The 16,070-nt window shown below is 68.7% G+C and carries 11 protein-coding genes; 3 read left to right on the top strand and 8 right to left on the bottom strand.

The window, feature by feature from the left end:
• Window positions 1–138 precede the first annotated feature (138 nt).
• The 3 genes from G3I71_RS23105 to G3I71_RS23095 form a co-directional block, all read right to left on the bottom strand.
• Entirely contained in the window at window positions 139–486 is a 348-nt protein-coding gene (locus G3I71_RS23105) for a deoxyxylulose-5-phosphate synthase (protein WP_164316807.1), read from the bottom strand.
• 57 nt (window positions 487–543) lie between these two features.
• On the bottom strand, window positions 544–1,626 hold the full coding sequence (locus G3I71_RS23100; RefSeq protein ID WP_164316805.1) for a hypothetical protein: 1,083 nt from the start codon (window positions 1,624–1,626) through the stop codon (window positions 544–546).
• A gap of 115 nt (window positions 1,627–1,741) precedes the next feature.
• On the bottom strand, window positions 1,742–3,388 hold the full coding sequence (locus G3I71_RS23095) for a hypothetical protein (protein ID WP_164316803.1): 1,647 nt from the start codon (window positions 3,386–3,388) through the stop codon (window positions 1,742–1,744).
• Between the two features lie 176 nt (window positions 3,389–3,564).
• Between G3I71_RS23095 and G3I71_RS23090 the strand changes: the two genes are divergently transcribed.
• Complete coding sequence (locus G3I71_RS23090) at window positions 3,565–3,933, top strand: hypothetical protein (RefSeq protein WP_164316801.1); 369 nt, start codon at window positions 3,565–3,567, stop codon at window positions 3,931–3,933.
• Window positions 3,934–3,995: 62 nt separating this feature from the next.
• Here G3I71_RS23090 and G3I71_RS23085 read toward each other — a convergent pair whose 3' ends face one another.
• Window positions 3,996–4,457 (bottom strand): ATP-binding protein, encoded by a 462-nt coding sequence (locus tag G3I71_RS23085; RefSeq protein WP_343243050.1) that lies wholly within the window; start codon window positions 4,455–4,457, stop codon window positions 3,996–3,998.
• A 227-nt stretch (window positions 4,458–4,684) separates the two neighbouring features.
• On the opposite strand from G3I71_RS23085, the gene G3I71_RS23080 reads away from it, so the two are divergent.
• The gene (locus tag G3I71_RS23080) at window positions 4,685–5,551 is read left to right on the top strand and encodes a helix-turn-helix transcriptional regulator (protein WP_343243049.1); all 867 of its coding nucleotides are present in this window, start codon (window positions 4,685–4,687) and stop codon (window positions 5,549–5,551) included.
• Entirely contained in the window at window positions 5,548–5,754 is a 207-nt protein-coding gene (locus G3I71_RS23075) for a DUF397 domain-containing protein (protein ID WP_164316797.1), read from the top strand. The genes G3I71_RS23080 and G3I71_RS23075 overlap by 4 nt, the downstream gene beginning before the upstream one ends.
• A gap of 85 nt (window positions 5,755–5,839) precedes the next feature.
• On the opposite strand, the gene G3I71_RS23070 is transcribed toward G3I71_RS23075, so the two are convergent.
• From G3I71_RS23070 to G3I71_RS23055, 4 genes are all read right to left on the bottom strand, one after another.
• Window positions 5,840–10,150 carry a BREX-1 system adenine-specific DNA-methyltransferase PglX gene (locus G3I71_RS23070; protein ID WP_239149324.1) on the bottom strand — a complete coding sequence of 1,437 codons (4,311 nt, stop codon included), beginning with the start codon at window positions 10,148–10,150 and terminating at the stop codon, window positions 5,840–5,842.
• A 14-nt stretch (window positions 10,151–10,164) separates the two neighbouring features.
• On the bottom strand, window positions 10,165–13,410 hold the full coding sequence (gene drmD, locus G3I71_RS23065; RefSeq protein ID WP_164316793.1) for a DISARM system SNF2-like helicase DrmD: 3,246 nt from the start codon (window positions 13,408–13,410) through the stop codon (window positions 10,165–10,167).
• Window positions 13,411–13,574: 164 nt separating this feature from the next.
• Window positions 13,575–14,837 (bottom strand): serine/threonine-protein kinase, encoded by a 1,263-nt coding sequence (locus G3I71_RS23060; protein ID WP_164316791.1) that lies wholly within the window; start codon window positions 14,835–14,837, stop codon window positions 13,575–13,577.
• 181 nt (window positions 14,838–15,018) lie between these two features.
• Window positions 15,019–15,960 (bottom strand): serine/threonine-protein kinase, encoded by a 942-nt coding sequence (locus tag G3I71_RS23055; RefSeq protein ID WP_164316789.1) that lies wholly within the window; start codon window positions 15,958–15,960, stop codon window positions 15,019–15,021.
• Window positions 15,961–16,070 lie beyond the last annotated feature (110 nt).

Below are 16,070 nucleotides of genomic sequence, written 5' to 3'. Positions count from 1 at the left end.
CCCTTGAGTTGGGCGTGCCCACGGCGCCGCTCGCGATCCGCCGGCCCAACGAGGAGGGCGCCTTCTCGCTCTCGATGCCGATCCGGTTGGGGAACTGGCCTCCGTATGGGCCGGGTTGGCCCTCGTCTGCGGCCCGCCTCAACTGCGCGGTGGGGAAAAGGGCACCGCATACCGTACGAGTGACTTGGCGAAGGGCTCGCCGCTGCGCCGGGCGTACGTCATCCGTTCGCGGACCTCCCTCAGGGTCCGGGGGCGGTAACCGGGCCCACCGCAGCAGCTCTTGTTGAAGCGGATGCCGGCGTGCAGCAGCACGGTCAGCGTCCGCCAAGCTGCGGTGTCCCGGCGGCGGGGTGCGGCGAAGGCTGAGCCCACGTGGATCAGCGGCTGCGTGCAGCGGGGGCAGATCCGCTCCCTGTCCCTGTCGTAGGGCTGCTTGTACGAAGCCCGGCAAGGCAGGCAGACGTAGGAAGTCTTTCCATGGGCCATGTCGTCAGGGTAGGGGGCGCGGGTGGAGATCGCGAGGGGATTGCGAGGCGCCGGGTGTCAGCAGGTCAAGTCACCTGTCACGCCGGGTTCGTTGGCGCCCGTGGAGAGCGAGATCTGCTTGACCTCGCCGGTGTAGTCACCCATGGCTCCGTCCTCGGTCGCTCTGTCGGAGTAGTAGAGGGCGGACGCCGAGGGCTCGGCGTCCTTCTCCAGCCCGTCCATCAGTCCTTCCATCGTCGCCGTACTGAAGTTGGTGTTCAGGCAGCCGCCTTCCATGTACGACCAGTCGGGATTGGTGCCCTCCGTCGGCTCCGTCGCCGACGCGTCGGACGGCAGCAGGGCGAGCGCCGCCTTCCGCGCCCGGTCCTCGTCGACCAGGGACGAGAAGACGACGTCCACGCTGATGAGGTGTTCCTCCAGGGATGTGGCGGACGGGACGGTGGCGCAGGCGACCTCGTCCTTCGCCAGGCGGTAGGCCACGGGGTCGCCGATGGGCATTCCCGTCTGTGCCGCGCACGCCTTGGACCACGAGACACGCGGATAGCGTGCGTCCCACCAGGTCAGCGGCGAGGCGAGGCCCCGGCCGCCGAGGTCGTCCTCAGACGGTCCGCCGAGGGTCTGCTCGGGAAGAGGGGCTCCCTTCAACGGTGCGATATGCGGGCAGAACTCCGTCCGCAGGAAGTCGGCCATCGCGGCGGCCTGGTCCTCGGTCGCACCGTTCGCCTCGTCCGAATACTGAACGCCTTCCCATGTCCGGTATCCGACCGTCACGTTGCGGCAGGTTGTGACCTGAACGGTCGCGAGTCCACGGCGGTCCTCCAGGCTGGTTTCGATGCCCTCGCCGAGGCCGTAGTTGTTGGCGTCACCGATCTCGCCGAGCTGGTTGACCAGCGTGTCGTCGATACCGGCGGCGGCGAGGAAGTCCTCGATCGAGGTGTCGTCCCCGGTCGCCGCCTCCGCCGGCTCGGGGTGCGTGTCCGCCTCGTCGGCCGGTGCGGTCGACTCCATCCCGGTCACGTCCTCCGGGACGGTGGAGGTGGTGTCCGCGGCGGAGGGTTCGGTGTCACTCCCGCAGCCGCCGGCGGCGAGAGCGGCGGCGACGAGCAGGGCGGTGCCGACGGCGCGGCGGAATCGGGACATGGGGCAACTCCATACACGATGAACAGGCTTGGCTGGTTGCTTGGTTACTCGAAGTGGCACCGCACTCCGCGTGCACGGACGCGGAGGACTGCACTCGTGGCGGCGGGAACAACGCTCACTTCGGCCTCTTCGTCGGTTGAGTGTCGCCGACTCCGGGCAGGGGGCGCGCACCGTCCAACGGATTCTTCGCCTTCTTCCCCTGCTTCGTCTTCTTCGCTCGCGCCGACTGCTTCGCGGACGCGGTCTGCTGCGCGTCCGCCGCCCTCTTGGCGCGTCGGCTCTGCCTCGGCGTCCGCCCCGGTGTGTCCGGTCGGCTGTCCAGCCAGCGGCGGGTGGTCGCCATCTCCGCGACCAGCTCGGTTCGTTGCGGCTCCGGCAACCTCGTCAGTGCCTCCTCCGCCCGCGTCATGAGAGCCGCGGCATACCTGGGCCTGGGTCCGCGTCTCTGCCGTGCGCTGCGCAGAGAGTGCCGAATCTCCGTGTCACGGAGCAGAGGAACACCGGCGAGGCCCTCCGGGTTCGGCTTCGGCCGCGTCGCGGACTGTCGAACCAGGCCACCCTTGACGTGGACGATGGTCTCGCGCTGAGCAGGCTCCGCACTCTGCTGGGCGTCGATCTGACCATCCACGGTGAGCGGCAGCCGCGGCGGAGCCGTGCGGGACTGCACTCCGTGCACGGCGAACGCCCGGTCCGCCTCGCGCTGACACCATCGCTTGAGTACCGCCGCCGTCGCGGGAGCCCCACAACCGACAGCGGTGACCACACTCCCCACGTAAGAGGGCGGGTCGCCCTCCCCGGTCCTGATCAGCGCCGACAGCAGCGGGCTCCCCTCACCGCCACCGCTCTGCTCCACGGCGAGCAACAAACCGAAACGGTTTGGGACGGACAGCCCGAGCAGGTCGTCTCCGGCGGTTCGCGCCAACGCCTCCCAGGTGGGCCGGGTCCGGAACCTCGCGGCGCTCACCAGCGCCTCCCTCAACGCGAGCACCTGCTCCTCACGGGACCTCCGCACCGGCGCTGCCCCGCGCCCGGCTCCCGCCTCGGCGGCCGGGCCGGTGCCCGAACGCCGGCGCGGCTCCACTCCCGGGACCCGGAGCCCGGCCGGGGTCATCGCGCAGTCGTCGAGGGGCACCCAGTCGGTGCTGCGTCGGGGGTCCTCAGCCCTGAGACGGATACGCCGTACCGCACCGTGCGTCTCGAAGCGGAAGCGCAACAGGTATCCGTACTCGTCGTACAGCTCCTCCATGGTCTCCGGCTGGGCCGCGCCCGGACCGAAGACCCAGTCGAGGGTGGCCGATTCACCGGAGAGCCTCTGGCGGGCCTGGTGCCATTCGGCGTGCGCGAGCCTGCTGAACTGGAAACGCACATGCTGTCTGGCCGCGCCCACCCGGAAGTCGACGGCGTCTCCGGGGCCGGATCCGAGGTCGCGTGAAGTGGCCCGCCCCTTCAGCCTGTTGCGTCCGGCCCATGCGGCGAGGTCCTCCTTGATGAAGAGGTGGTCCGCGCTGGTCGCGCCGGTGGCCGTGCGATGGCAGGAGGTGTGGGCTCGGTGAGCGAAGTGGCAGACCTTGTCGCGGTACAGACGGTCCGACAACTCGTTGCCGCAACCGCCGAGCTGGGTGCCGCACCAGTAGGTGTAGGCGGGGTGGCGCCGTCGCCAACGGGTCAGTTCGTCCGCGTCCGTCGGCAGGATGATCGCCCGTCCGGAGTTCCGGCTCCCGATCACCGCGGTCTGCACGAGTCTGCCGTCCGCACCGTTCATGAATTCCCCCCGACCACGCACCTGCCGGGAGGGCGGGCAACGGTTGATCGCCATCAGTATGTAATCCATGTACTCAGTTCACAAGAGGTGCGCGACCACTTCGAGCATTCGCGCCACGGTCGGGTGGCCGGTGGCATAGGTTCAGCCGTCGTCGGATTTCGAGGCCGGGAGGGCACATGCAGAAGGGCACGCTGGAGTACGAGCAGGCTCTGGACGCCTTGATCGAGATTCTGCGTTCACGGGCACGCCAGGGCGCGGCGCCTATTCAGTACGGCGATCTGAGCAGCGAACTGGCACGGCTCGGTCATCACGTTCCCGCCCACGAAGGCCCCATGCCCTACCTGTTGGAAGACGCCTCGGTCCGGGAAAGCCCGGACGGATCACTGCCCCTGCTGTCGGCACTCGTGGTGCTGAAGGACAGCGGCTGGCCGTCCGGCGGCTTCTTCAAGCTGGCCCGGCGCGCACCGTACAAGCGGCCGGGGGACAACATTCTGCTGTGGACCCGGGAGATCGAGAAGCTGGCGGAGTACTACGCCGATCACTGACCGTCTCCTTCGTCGGCGTTGCGGCGACTTCCAACAGGCTTGGACCTGACGAGGGTTGAGCGTCACGCGCCCGTGGTGCGCAGCGGCACCTCCGCCCAGACCGTCTTCGTGTACGCGTCACGGCCCGTGCATCCCCAACGGTCGGCATAGGCCTGGACGAGGAGCAGTCCGCGGCCCGAGGTCTCGTCGGCGGGCTGTGGCGTCACGGGCGGTGGGAGGCGTTCGGGGCGGGTGTCGGTCACGTCTACGCGGAATCGGTCGGGCAGGAGGAGCAACCTCAGCCGGAAGTCCCTGCCGGGGAGGCTGCCGTGGCGGAACGCGTTCGACGCCAGCTCGGCGGTGACGAGGGCGACGGCTCGGGCGGGGTCGGAGTCGTACGGGATGCCTGTCCACTCGGTGAACTGCTGGACGGCGAGTTGGCGGGCGAGGCGCGCGCCGCGTCTCGTACTGCTGAAGCGCAGGGTGAGTTGGCGGACGGGAGTGAGAGGCGGCTTCGCCTCGTCGGTGAGCTGATGGTGGGTCACGGTGTCAGCGTGGCGGGGTGCATGGCCCACTGACCAGGTACGACGGCCGTACGTCGCCCTCGTCGTACGGGGTGGGCGACCGGCTGTGGGCTTGATTGTACGGGGCTTGTACGGGCGTTGTACGGGTCCGGCGCGTGTCCCGGTTCCCGCACGTCGCGTTGGACATGAACCGGTGGCGAGCGCGGCCGAGTGCGGGGCGTGGAGCGCGATGGGAAGGGCGTGGGGCTGTGAGGACGGTACGGGACGTACGGGACACGAGGACGGGTCGGGGCGCGAAGACCAAGGACGAGGGGCCCGATCTGCCGGGCGTGTGGTCGGCGTACGGGGTGCTGTTGCAGTACCTGCGCAAGCGGGCCGGGTTGAACCAGCAGCAGTTCGGGGACGCGATCGGCTACTCACTGGAGCAGGTCGCCTCGGTCGAGCAGGGCCGACGGCCGGCGAAGGCGGCGTTCACGGTGGCGGCGGAACGGGTGTTGGAGGCGGGCGGGGTTCTGGAGGCGTTGCAGGGGGAGGTGGATCGGGCGAAGTTGCCGAGGTTCTTCCGGAACTTCGCGCTGATCGAGGCGGAGGTCGTGAGCCGGTTCTCGTACGATCCGCTGCTGGTGCCGGGGCTGTTGCAGACGGAGGGGTATGCCCGGGCAGTGTTCGCCGGGCACTGTCCGCCACTGAGCGAGGAAATCATCGACCAGCACACGGAAGCGCGGCTGAGTCGGCAGAGGCTACTGACGCGCGTGCCGCTCGTCGAGTTGTCCTTCATCATCAGCGAGGAGGCGTTGCGCGATCCGGTGGCTGGCCTGGAGGTGATGCGCGCACAGTGGCAACGACTGCTGGAAGTAAGCGCGTTGCGTAACGTGGAGGTCCAGATCATGCCCGCTCGACGGGGCTTCCACCCGGGCAAGAACGGTCCGTTCGTGGTGGTGGAGACACAGGAGCACAATCAACTCGGGTACTTCGAGTCCCAAGGCGTCGGGTGCGTCGTCTCAGAGCCCACCGACGTCAGTGCCTTCGCCTTGCGATATGGCAAGCTGCGATCGCAGGCCTTGAACGTCGAAGAGTCTTCACGGCTCATCGAACGGATGGTTGGAGAGACATGAGCGTGGAGCAGGTATCCGAGAACGTGAGCGAGCTGCGCTGGTTCAAGAGCAGCTATAGCGGATCGGACGGCGGCGACTGTGTAGAGGTGGCCGTCGGCCTGGACGCCATGTACGTGCGGGACTCGAAGGCCGTGGATGGCGGGCCGGCACTGCGGGTCGACCGGGGCGAGTGGGCGGCGTTCGTGGCGCTCACGGTGGAGTAGAGCCGAGCGAGGCTTCTGAGCGTAACAACGGGCTCGCTCACGTCACTTGGAATGACGTGAGCGAGCCCGTTGTCATGCTGTTGGCTCAGAACAGGGCGCCCTCAGCGCCCTCACCGAAATCCGACCCACCTCGCGCGGCAAGCTGCTCCTTGCGCTTCCGGATGGCCTCGGGCGACGGCGCGGGCAGGTCGGGGTGCTTATCCCTCGCTTTCTTCTCCGTCACACCCTTGTGCAGACCGAGGTGAACCTCGTCAGCGTATGCCTGGTGATTCAGCTGACGGAGGCGGTCAATAATCTCGGTTCGGGCGAGGAGGCCGATGGTGTAGCGGGTGCCTAGGTCAGTCTCGTGGAAGCCGTAATCGAGTCGAAAGGCTTCATGATCCAGATCGGATGACTCGATATGCGCACCCTCTCCCAACAGGTCACGCCACCCATACATCTCGATGAACGACCGATCAATTCCTTCCTGGAGATGACGCAGGGAAATAATATCTGCCGACTGGCAAGATTCGTCATGAATCAGACCGTAAACGTCGGACAGTCCGATATTCCGCGCCTTCATCACATTACTGCGCGCAGCATCGAGCTTGGCGCCAAGTTCCGCATGTACGACAGAAACGGACGGGCGGACAAGGCTTTCAAAAATGTCCGTGGGGCTATAGTTAGGGACCTTGGGCTGCGCCAGCCCATGATCAATCGCCCACCAATAGTGAATACCGCTACACAACAGGGCGAGCAACCCGTAGTCACCGGACGGGAATACCACGGTCTTTTCTGAATACACCTGACCGGTAGGAACCATGGCGGCCATTGCCAGATCACTAGAGCGGGAAAGGACGACACACGTTTCCTTGCCTGCAAGAGCTGCATTCAATTCACCCCGCGGACGCCAGTAGATCCACCATCGATCCATCAGGCCGGGATAGGATTTCGGATCCTTATTCGCCCTCTCCGGGAGAACTTCACTGCGAATCCTGTCATATGCCTTGGGGTAACTCATGGCCATCTTCTCCGACCATTCATGGAAATTAATTACCCAGCGCCCGGAGGTAAAAGTCGGGCTCGAATTGACATCCTTTCCATTTAGATAGGGGAAAAGAACTTCAGAGTACCTGGGGTCATCCGAGATCCATTCCATCGCTTCCTCTTGCGACAGCGTGAATCCCATCCCAAGGACGTATGCCCCGCTGTACGAGCGATCTCTATTGCCTGAGAGCGACTCGGTCCAACGGCCTACTCTGGAGATCGGGTCAAGGGACGAGGAGATACCCAAGGGCACCTGGCGATCATCAATGAAATGCGCCGCATTGGCAGCGACCGGCGCATTAGTGAACCAGGTGGCACAATACTTCAGGGATGCAGATTTCGTAGGCCAGTACTTGTTCTTCTTGGCCCTCCGGATCTCGACGCCCTCGTGAACAAGTCGATCGAACCCAATCTCACGCGTATCTCCCTGCGCAAGCGTGTTTGTGCCGATAACCCCCGCCTGTCCGCCAACGTTGAGAAGATTCGAGGTCCGCAGTACAAAATACGCTACGAGGTCAGCCCTGTCGCCTGGCTTTGCTGCTAGATATTCACCGAGATACTGTTGATATGTCTTACCCAAGGAGCCGCTAATCTTGGTTCCCCCCAGGAACGGCGGATTGCCAATAATGGCGTCGAACCCACCGCCCAGCGTGGACACCTCAGGGAAGACGAGTGGCCAATGCACCGGCCGCCGTTCCAACGCCCCCTCCGGCAGCTCCGCCCCCAGCCACTCCTCCGCCGTAGCCCGAGCCTCCCGCACCACCTCGGAGTCATCCTCGACCCCGTCCTCCATGATCCGCTGCACGATCCACGCAGCCCGAGGGAACAGATCCCGAACCCGATCCCCGCCCTCCTCCTCGTACCAAGGCACCCGCCCCGAAGCACAAGTGGCAATCGCCGCCCCCGCGATCAGGTCCCCCACCAGCCGCAGTCGCCGCGAATGGCGGTTGACCTCCTCCAGCCGCTCCCGCTTCTCCTGGAGCGCGGGCAGGTCAACCCCCTTGATGGCCGTGATGGCCAACCGCTCCCGCGTCAGCTGGTCCACCAACTCCCGTGCCTGCTCGGCCAGGACGTCGGCCTGCTGCCCCGGCTTCATGTGGACGGACTGAATCTGCTCCATGTTGTGCACGCCCAGCAGCGAGTCCCCCGCCACCAACCTGTCGTCCAGGAACGTGAACGGCCGCCCGGGGTCCATGGAGACCAACCACAGCGACAGCTTGGCCATCTCCACGGCCATCGGGTTGATGTCGACGCCGTACAGGCAGTGCTCGATGATCTGGCGTCGCGCCTCGACGACCACCGGATCCTGCTCCGCGTCCACCGCCGTCACCGCGTCCACGGCACGGCCCGCCCGGTACGCCATCGCGTCCGCGCGGCCCTCGGACTCCCAGGCCTCGATGAGGCGGTCGCCCAGGTAACGGCAGGCCGCGACCAGGAACGCCGCCGAGCCCATCGCGATGTCCGCGACCTTGAGGTCGAGGATCTGGTCCGCCGACTTCAGGCGCCACTCCCCCGTGTCCGCTGTCTGGAGCGGGCCGGGCTCGTACACCAGCGGCTCCAACGCGTGCAGTACGACCTCCTCCGCGAGGAAGCGGGGCGTGTAGTGCGTGCCCGTGTTCTTCCTCAGGGACGACTCCGTGACGTACAGCGCGCCGTTCGGGATGACCGTCGGCAGGCCGCGCAGGTCGTCGCGGAGGATGCCGACGAAGGGCAGCAGCCGCTCCGTCAGGGCCGGGTCCTTTGTGACCGCGTTCAGCCGGCGGCGTGCCTCCGTCGCGTCCTCTGTGCCGAGCGGAGCGAGCTTCTTTTCCAACTGGCCTGTCGTTGCCGGGGGCTTGGGGTCCTTCCACTTCTCGTGGATGGATGCGGCGAGCGTCTTCAGGGAGCCGCCGGCCTTCGCCGCCAGCGTCTCCAACTCCCGTAGGCCGACCTCGTGTTCCAGGCCCTCGGGGCCGATCAGGCCAGCCATGTGCTCAGTTGCCCTGCGCCCGTCGAATGACAGCAGGCCCTCGTACACGTAACCGATCTGCTCGACGTCCAGCGCGCGGAAACTGAGCGTGCGGACCTCGCGGTCCTTGCCCCTGCCGACGCGGACCTCCTGGACCGCCTGGAGCATGTGCAGGACCGTGCGGTCGTCGATGGGCAGGAGCGGGGTGGTGCGCTCCAGCCACGGGTACTTGTCGGGGTCGAAGATCGAGCCGTCGTACGCGGGGAGGTGGAAGCCCGAGCCCGGGTGGTCCACTCCCCCGTGCACGGCGTGGAAGAGGGCGATGAGGCGGTGCCACGCGGACGTCGTGTGCTCCAGTGACGTCTCGCCCTCCTCGTCGGCCCGAGCCTTCAACTCGTCGCGCAGGAAGCGGGCGGAGTAGGAGCGGGCGTACACCTCGTTGTCCGCCGGGAGCAGGCCCCGTTCCTCCGCGAACAGCAGGAAGACGACTCGCATCATGACCGCGACCGCGCCGCGGTAGACCTCGCCCGCGCTCACGCCCGACGCGTGCAGGCCGGGTGCCCCGCGCTCGACCGCCCGTACGTCCGCGCGCCCGATGGCGTCCACGAGGAGTTCGACGGCCTGGCGGACCTGGACGCCCAGTGCCTCGGTGACGTCCTCGCCCGCCGCGAGGCTCGCCTTCAGCAGGCCGACCAGCGTCTCGGCGTCGTCGTACTCGAAGAAGCGGCGGCGGCGCAGGAGCGATACGAACGCGCGGACTACGTTGCGTTCGGCCCGTTCGTTCCAGCCGATGGAGTCGACGACGGCTGTCGTCGTGACGCCGCCGAGTGGGGCCCAGACCAGGCACCACCAGCGGCCGTCGGTGACCAGGCCGAGCGGTACGCCGTGGTGGCGCAGGAGGCGGGCCAGACGGTCGGCGGGCGCTGCGGACCAGTCGCCGCCACCGCCTACGCGGGAAGTGGGCGCCGTACCGGCCGGGACCGTCATTCCGAGCAGGCGTACGCGCTTGGTGGCGGACTCCGCGTCCGGTTCGACCGCGAGGTCCGTGCCCGGTTCGATGAGCGCGAAGTCGGGGCGCACCTCGGTGTTGTGCTCCGCGACGCGCAGGGTGAGGCGGTCCAGACCGTGGTGCTCGGAGTCGCCCTGGCGGAACGTCAACGCGTCGTCCCAGCCGAGGAGGCGGCCGAGGACGTAGGCCACCCACTCGTCGCGGCCCGCCGTGGTGTCCGTCTGCCAGTCGGCGTGGCGGGCGCGGAGGCGGGCGCGCTCGTCCTTCTCCAGGGCGTCGAGCTGGGGCCAGGCGCGCAGCAGGACGGGCATGGTCAGGAAGGGGCCGGAGACCTCGGTGAGGTCGAGCCACTCCTGGTGCTGCCGACGGCCGTCGACGGCCTGGGCCTTGGCGGCGGCTACTCCGGCGCTCATGGGGCGGCGGGGGCTCATCGGCGGGCTTCCTTTGCGGGGATCACGAAGACGACTGCGGCGGGGAAGAGGTGGGAGCGGGGCTCGCGGTAGCGGGCGGCGATGGCGGCGAGTTCTCGCATCCGTTCGGCGGGGAGGCCTTCGAGGCGTTCCTGCCAGCGGCGGCGGTCGTCCTCGAACTGGCGGCGCTCGTGGCCGGTCAGTTCATGGGTGGACAGGAGCGCGAGCTGTTCGCCCTCTCCCTCGCCCTCCTCCTTGAGCTTGGCCCGCAGTATGGCCTCGAAGCGGTCGAGGGTCCCGGTGATGCGGCGCTCCTCCTCCGCCCGGCGGTCGGCGAGCCTGCTCTCCAGCTGGCGGCCGAGTTCGCCGGCGCGGGCCTTCACGGACTGGTAGAGGGGGTCGCGGAGCCTCGGCCAGGCCTCAGTGAGTTCCCTGCGCAGGTGCGGGGCCGCCTCGATGCCCTCGGTGAGTGCCCCGGAGAGGACCCTGCCCTGTTCGTTGACCGACTCCCAGCGGCGGAAGCGGCCGGTTTCGCCGAACCAGCCGCCCGCGTACAGCACTTCCTCGTGCAGGCGGGTGCCGTCGGCGCCGACGAGGACGTATCGCGCGTACGCGGAGACGAGGGTCGCTGTCACGGCCGGGTCGTCGGTGACGACGGCGGTGACGCGGTTGAGGTCGATCACGTCGGCGTTCCAGACGGCCGCGGTCAGCAGGCGTGTGGAGAGCGCGACGAGCGGGTGCTTGAGGTGGGCGAGGACCACGTCGTCCCTGCCCTGCGCGGCCACCGCCGGGGAGAAGGTGAGCGGGCGCTGCTCGCCCTCGCGGAGCTTGTGGGCGAGGCCGCGGGTGGCCCGCTCCCAACTGCCGGACAGGGGCTGCACGTCGAAGAGGTCGCCCGGCTCGAAGTCCTCCGCCCGCAGTGTGGACGGCAGCAGCGGGGGCTGGTTGTCGAGTGCCAGCGCGGTGTCGACGACGCGCTTGACGTTGCCCGGGGTGAGGCCGAGCGCGCTGACCGTCTCGTCGTACTGGTCGGCGAGCCGCTTCGTCTGCGCGGTGACGTTCTGCTCCGGGGCGACCTCGCCGCCCGTACGGCGGCCCTTGATCGGCCTGGGCTTGGCGTTCTCGATGTCGACCGGCGCCGTGTCGCCGGTCATCCGGCGCTGTACGGCGTCGGCCAGGACGGCGTTGACGGAGCCGAGGTCGTGTTCCATGCGCGCGACCTTCTTGGCGACCCGGGAGAGGAACTCCAGGTCGGCCTCGTAGGAGCCGGCCTGGGCCTGCTGCCAGCCGGAGCCGATGAAGTGGGTGATCTCCGGGTCGTGCTTCTGGCCCCAGCGGTCGATACGGCCGATGCGCTGTTCGAGCTTGTTGGGGTTGAAGGGGATGTCGTAGTTGATCAGGCGGTGACAGTGGTTCTGGAGGTCGATGCCCTCGCCGGCGGCGTCGGTGGCCAGGAGGATGCGGACCCTGCCCTCCGCGCGGGACGGCTCGGTCTGGAAGCCGAGACGGATGCGCTCGCGCTCCTCGGCCGTCAGGCCGCCGTGCAGGCGCTCGACGCGGCCCCCGTCGGTGAGTTCCTCCTGCTGGAGGAGGTCGTGGAGCCACTTCTGGGTGTCGCGGTACTCGGTGAAGACCACGACCCGTTCGTTGGTCCACTTCTTGCCGTCGGGGCGGCAGACGGCCTTGAGTTGGGCGATCAGCGCCTCGGCCTTGGAGTCGGGCGCGGCCTCGTGGGTGAGGGCCCAGCGTTCCATCTCCTGGAGCAGGTCCAGTTCCTGGCCGTCCTCCGCCGGGGTGAGCGAGGTGGAGCGGGTCAGGGCGTCGTCCTCGGCGTCGACCAGACCCGTGTCGTCGAGATCGGCGACAAGGTCGGCGAACTCCTCAAGCCACTCGGGGACTTCGGCGGCGGCCGTACGGCCGCGCGCGGGGCCGGTGTCCTCCAGATGGGAGAGATAGACCTGGACGGTGTGGAGGAAGGCCGCCGGGGAGGAGAACAGCCGCTTCTTCAGCAACAGGGTCACCAGGTCGGCGGCGCGACGGCCGCCCCGGGCCTTCGGGGTCAGCTTCCCCCGCCGCAACTCGGCGAAAGAGCCGAGCAGTTGGTGGATCTCGCGTTCCTGCGGGGTGTAGTCGACGGAGAGTTCGAGGGTCTTCCGGGTGCGGAAGCGGGGCGTGCCGTCCGTGTTGGTGATCGTCGACTTCAGGCGTCGTACGACGGTGTCCTTGAGGGCTTCCTTGTCAGGACCCTGAGGCCCGCGAATGAAGCGTTGGGGGTCGAGGAGTTCCAGGAGCGCCGTGTACGACTCGGGGTAGCCGTTGTGCGGGGTGGCGGAGAGGAACAGGCGGTGCTCGAAGTGCGGGACCATGCGCCGGATCAGCTTGGTCTGCTGGGAGTCGACGGCGTACACCTGCTTGGGCGCGGCGGGGGCGACGTGGTGCGCCTCGTCGAGGACGAGCAGGTCGAAGAAGCGCTTGTGCTCGCCGTCGGAGCTCTCCTCGGGGGCGCCGATGACCTCGTCGAGGAGGCGCTGGGCCTTGTGGCCGCGAAGCCAGGGCAGGGAGACGATGGTCAGCGGGTGAACGCGGAAGGGGTTGGCGGCAGTGCCGTGGGTGCGGCGCAGGCGGGCGCAGTGCTCGGAGTCGACGATGGTGAACTCCAGGCCGAACTTCTCGGCCATCTCGTCACGCCACTTGAGGGTGAGGCCTGCCGGGCAGACGACCATGGTGCGGCGGGCCCGGCCACGCAGCATGAGTTCCTGCACGACAAGGCCGGCCTCGATGGTCTTGCCGAGGCCGACGTCGTCGGCGAGGAGGAGGTTGACGCGGGGCGCGCCGACCGCCCGGGAGACCGGCTCCAGTTGGTACGGCTCGACGGCGACGCCGGAGCGGAACGGGGCCTGGAGGGTTTTGCCGTCGGCGGAGGCGACGGCGGACCAGCGGACGGCGTCGAGGAACGCGGCGAGGCGGTTCGGGGAGTCGTAGGAGCCCGTGGAGGCGTCGGGCAGGGATCCGGCGGGCAGGACGCGGCGGGCGGGCTCGACCTCCCAAATCACGGAGAGGGTGTCGCCGAAGCGGCCGTCGGCGACGGACTGGAGGTGGACCAGGGTCGCGGGGCGCCGGTTCTCCTCGCCGTCGGACGCGGCCGGAGACGGCTCGACGCGGGCGACCACCCATGACTGGCCGCGTACCTCGACCAGATTCCCCTCTTCGGGGAGCGGCTGCGCCCCCGTCCGCTCGGTCTCGCGCTGAGCTGCTGGCGTCATGGGCGCTGTTCCCCTCGGTGTTCACCTGCCGTCGTCCGTAGACAGTGTCCCGTGTCCTGTCTCCCCTCCGGAACGACGTGACGGCAGGTTAGCACGGGCGATTGCCTGTGAACAGAGATTACAAACCAGCGGTCGGCGGTTCGGGTTCGGATCACCGGTGGTCCTCAGCCCATGCGGCGCAGCCGTTCCAGCAGCTTCCGGCTTCGCCCGTACTCGGCGTCCGACTCGGGCAGAACCGTGTCCTCCTCGTCCGCGAGGCGGCGCAGCAACTCCTCGGCGGCATGCCGCTCCCCGGTGCGGATCAGCAGGACGGCTATCTCGTAGCGGGTGTCCAGCACGGCGGGGTGGCCCGGCCCGAGCAGGCTGCGCTGTTCGGCGAGGACGGACTTCAGCTCGTCCAGGGCTTCGCGGGTGCGGCCGAGCGTCCCCGCGCACAGGGCGGCTCCCGCTCGGGCGGCAAGCATGCCTGCGCGGTCGAGGCCGGGAGCGGCCATCAGCTCGTGGTACTCCTCCAGGGCATGGGCCGGCCGCCCCGCCCGGCGCAGGGCTGCCAGCTCGGCCAGACGCGGGTGAGCGGGCGTGGTCCCGGTGGCGGGAGCCGGTCGGGGCGCCCAGGCGCCGAGCAGGGCGGCCACCTCATCGGCGGAGGCCGGCCGGTCCTCGGGCTTTTTCTCCAGCAGTCGCTCGACCAGCGCGCGCAGGCCGTCCGGTACGCCGGGGCGGCGGTCCGCGAGCGGCGGGACGGGGTCGTTGGCGTGCCGGTGGTACAGCATGAACGGGCTGGGGTCCGTGAACGGAGGCGCGCCGGTGAGCAGTTCGTACAGGACGCAGCCCAGCGAATAGAGGTCGCTCGCGGGCACGGTCCGGCCGACTGCCTGTTCGGGCGCCATATAGACCACCGTGCCAGGAGTGGCGTTGGCAGCGGTGAAACGGGTTTCCCCCGGCTGGGGCTCCAGAGCCGCGGCCACACCGAAGTCCAGGACCTTGACCTCCCCGGCGGGGGTCAGCATCAGGTTGGACGGCTTCAGGTCGCGATGCACGACCCCCTGGCCGTGGGCGTAGGAGAGCACCTCGGACACGCGGCGGGCCACGTCCGCCGCCTGCTCGACGCCCAGCGGGCCGTCGTTCTTGAGGACGGCGTCCAGGGCGCGGCCCGGGACGAGATCCATGACCAGATACAGCTCGCCCTCATGGTTGCCGTGATCGTGGACGGCGGGGACGCCCGGGTGCCGCAGACGGCCGGTCAGGCGGATCTCGCGCAGGAACCGGCGCTCCAGCATGCTGAGATCGACACCGTGTCCGCGCGTCGCGAGGAGCTTGACGGCGACCTCGCGACCATGGTCGGGGTCGTGGGCCGCCCAGACGACGCCCATCCCGCCCCGGCCCAGCTCGTGCGTCAGCTCGTACCGTCCAAGGCTCCGCCGCATCGCGCCCCGCCCTCAGTCCCGGCGCCTGCCGCGCCTGCCGCCTCCCGCGAACGGGAGCGTCACGGCTCCCGGCCGACGGAAACATTCTGTCAGTGGTCGCGACACTCCCGTGCCGTGTGTGGCCGGGAAAGCGCGGGCCACCACGATCGGAGCCCTCCCCGGAACGCTGTCCCCCTGGCGTTCACAGGGGCATCGGGCCCTGGGGAACCAGGAAAGGGCGGCGCGGATCCTCGGGCGGAGTCCGTCTGACGGCCAGAACGGGGTCCGGCGCCGGCAGGTGGGGCGCAAGGCCGGCGTAGACCTCGGCCGCCGACGCGGGACGGTCGTCCGGCCGCTTGGCCAGAAGTGCCGTGATCAGGTCCTGGAGATCCCCGGGGACCCGTATCCCCGCGTCGGCGACGAGGGGCGCGGGCGAGGCGAGATGGTGGGAGGCCAGGAGCGCCGGCTGATCCGTGGGGAAGGGCGTCTGCCCGGTGAGCATGTGGTGCAGGAGGCAGCCCACGGCGTACAGGTCGCTGCGGCCGTCGAGCCGGTCCCGGCCGGCCAGCAGTTCGGGAGAGGCGCAGACGAGATTGCCGACCCCCTCGCCGGTCCTCGTCAGCCGCGGGTCGGTGTCGCCAAGCAGCTTGACCAGGCCGAAGTCGAGGATCTTCACGACGCCGTCGCGGCGGACCATGACGTTCTGCGTCTTGAGGTCGCGATGTACCAGGTCGGCCGCGTGGACCGCGGACAGCCCCGCGCACAGCTGGGCGGCGACGGCGACCGCGACGCGGACGTCGAACCGACCGTCCTCCTGCTGGTCGAAGAGGTACTCGAGCGTGGTGCCGTCGATCAGTTCCATCACCAGACAGCACGTGTCGTCCGTCATCGACGCGTCGAAGACCGTGGCGACGTTCGCATGGTCGAGGCGCGCGGCCGCCCGCGTCTCCCTGCCGAACCGTGCGAGTGCGGCGTCGCGGCTACTCGCCACGGCAAGCAGTTCCGTGGCGACGGTCTTCACCGCGACGGGCCGGTCAAGAGGCAGGTCGCGACCCTGCCACACCTGCCCCATCACTCCGCGGCCCAGCACGGACTCCAGCCGATAGCGGTCATGGATCACCGTTCCCGGCGACAGACTCCACATGTTTACCGACCTCCGCATTCCCCGCACAGCAAGATGGAACGTACATGCTGTGAACAAAGTCAATGAGGGTAGTAGCCTTCCATCCTGAACGACCGCTGGGAACGCCGACC

The organism is Streptomyces sp. SID12501, from assembly GCF_010550245.1.
GTDB lineage: Bacteria > Actinomycetota > Actinomycetes > Streptomycetales > Streptomycetaceae > Streptomyces.
Note: the sequence above shows the minus strand (reverse complement) of the source record. Positions and strands in the feature narration are given on the sequence as shown.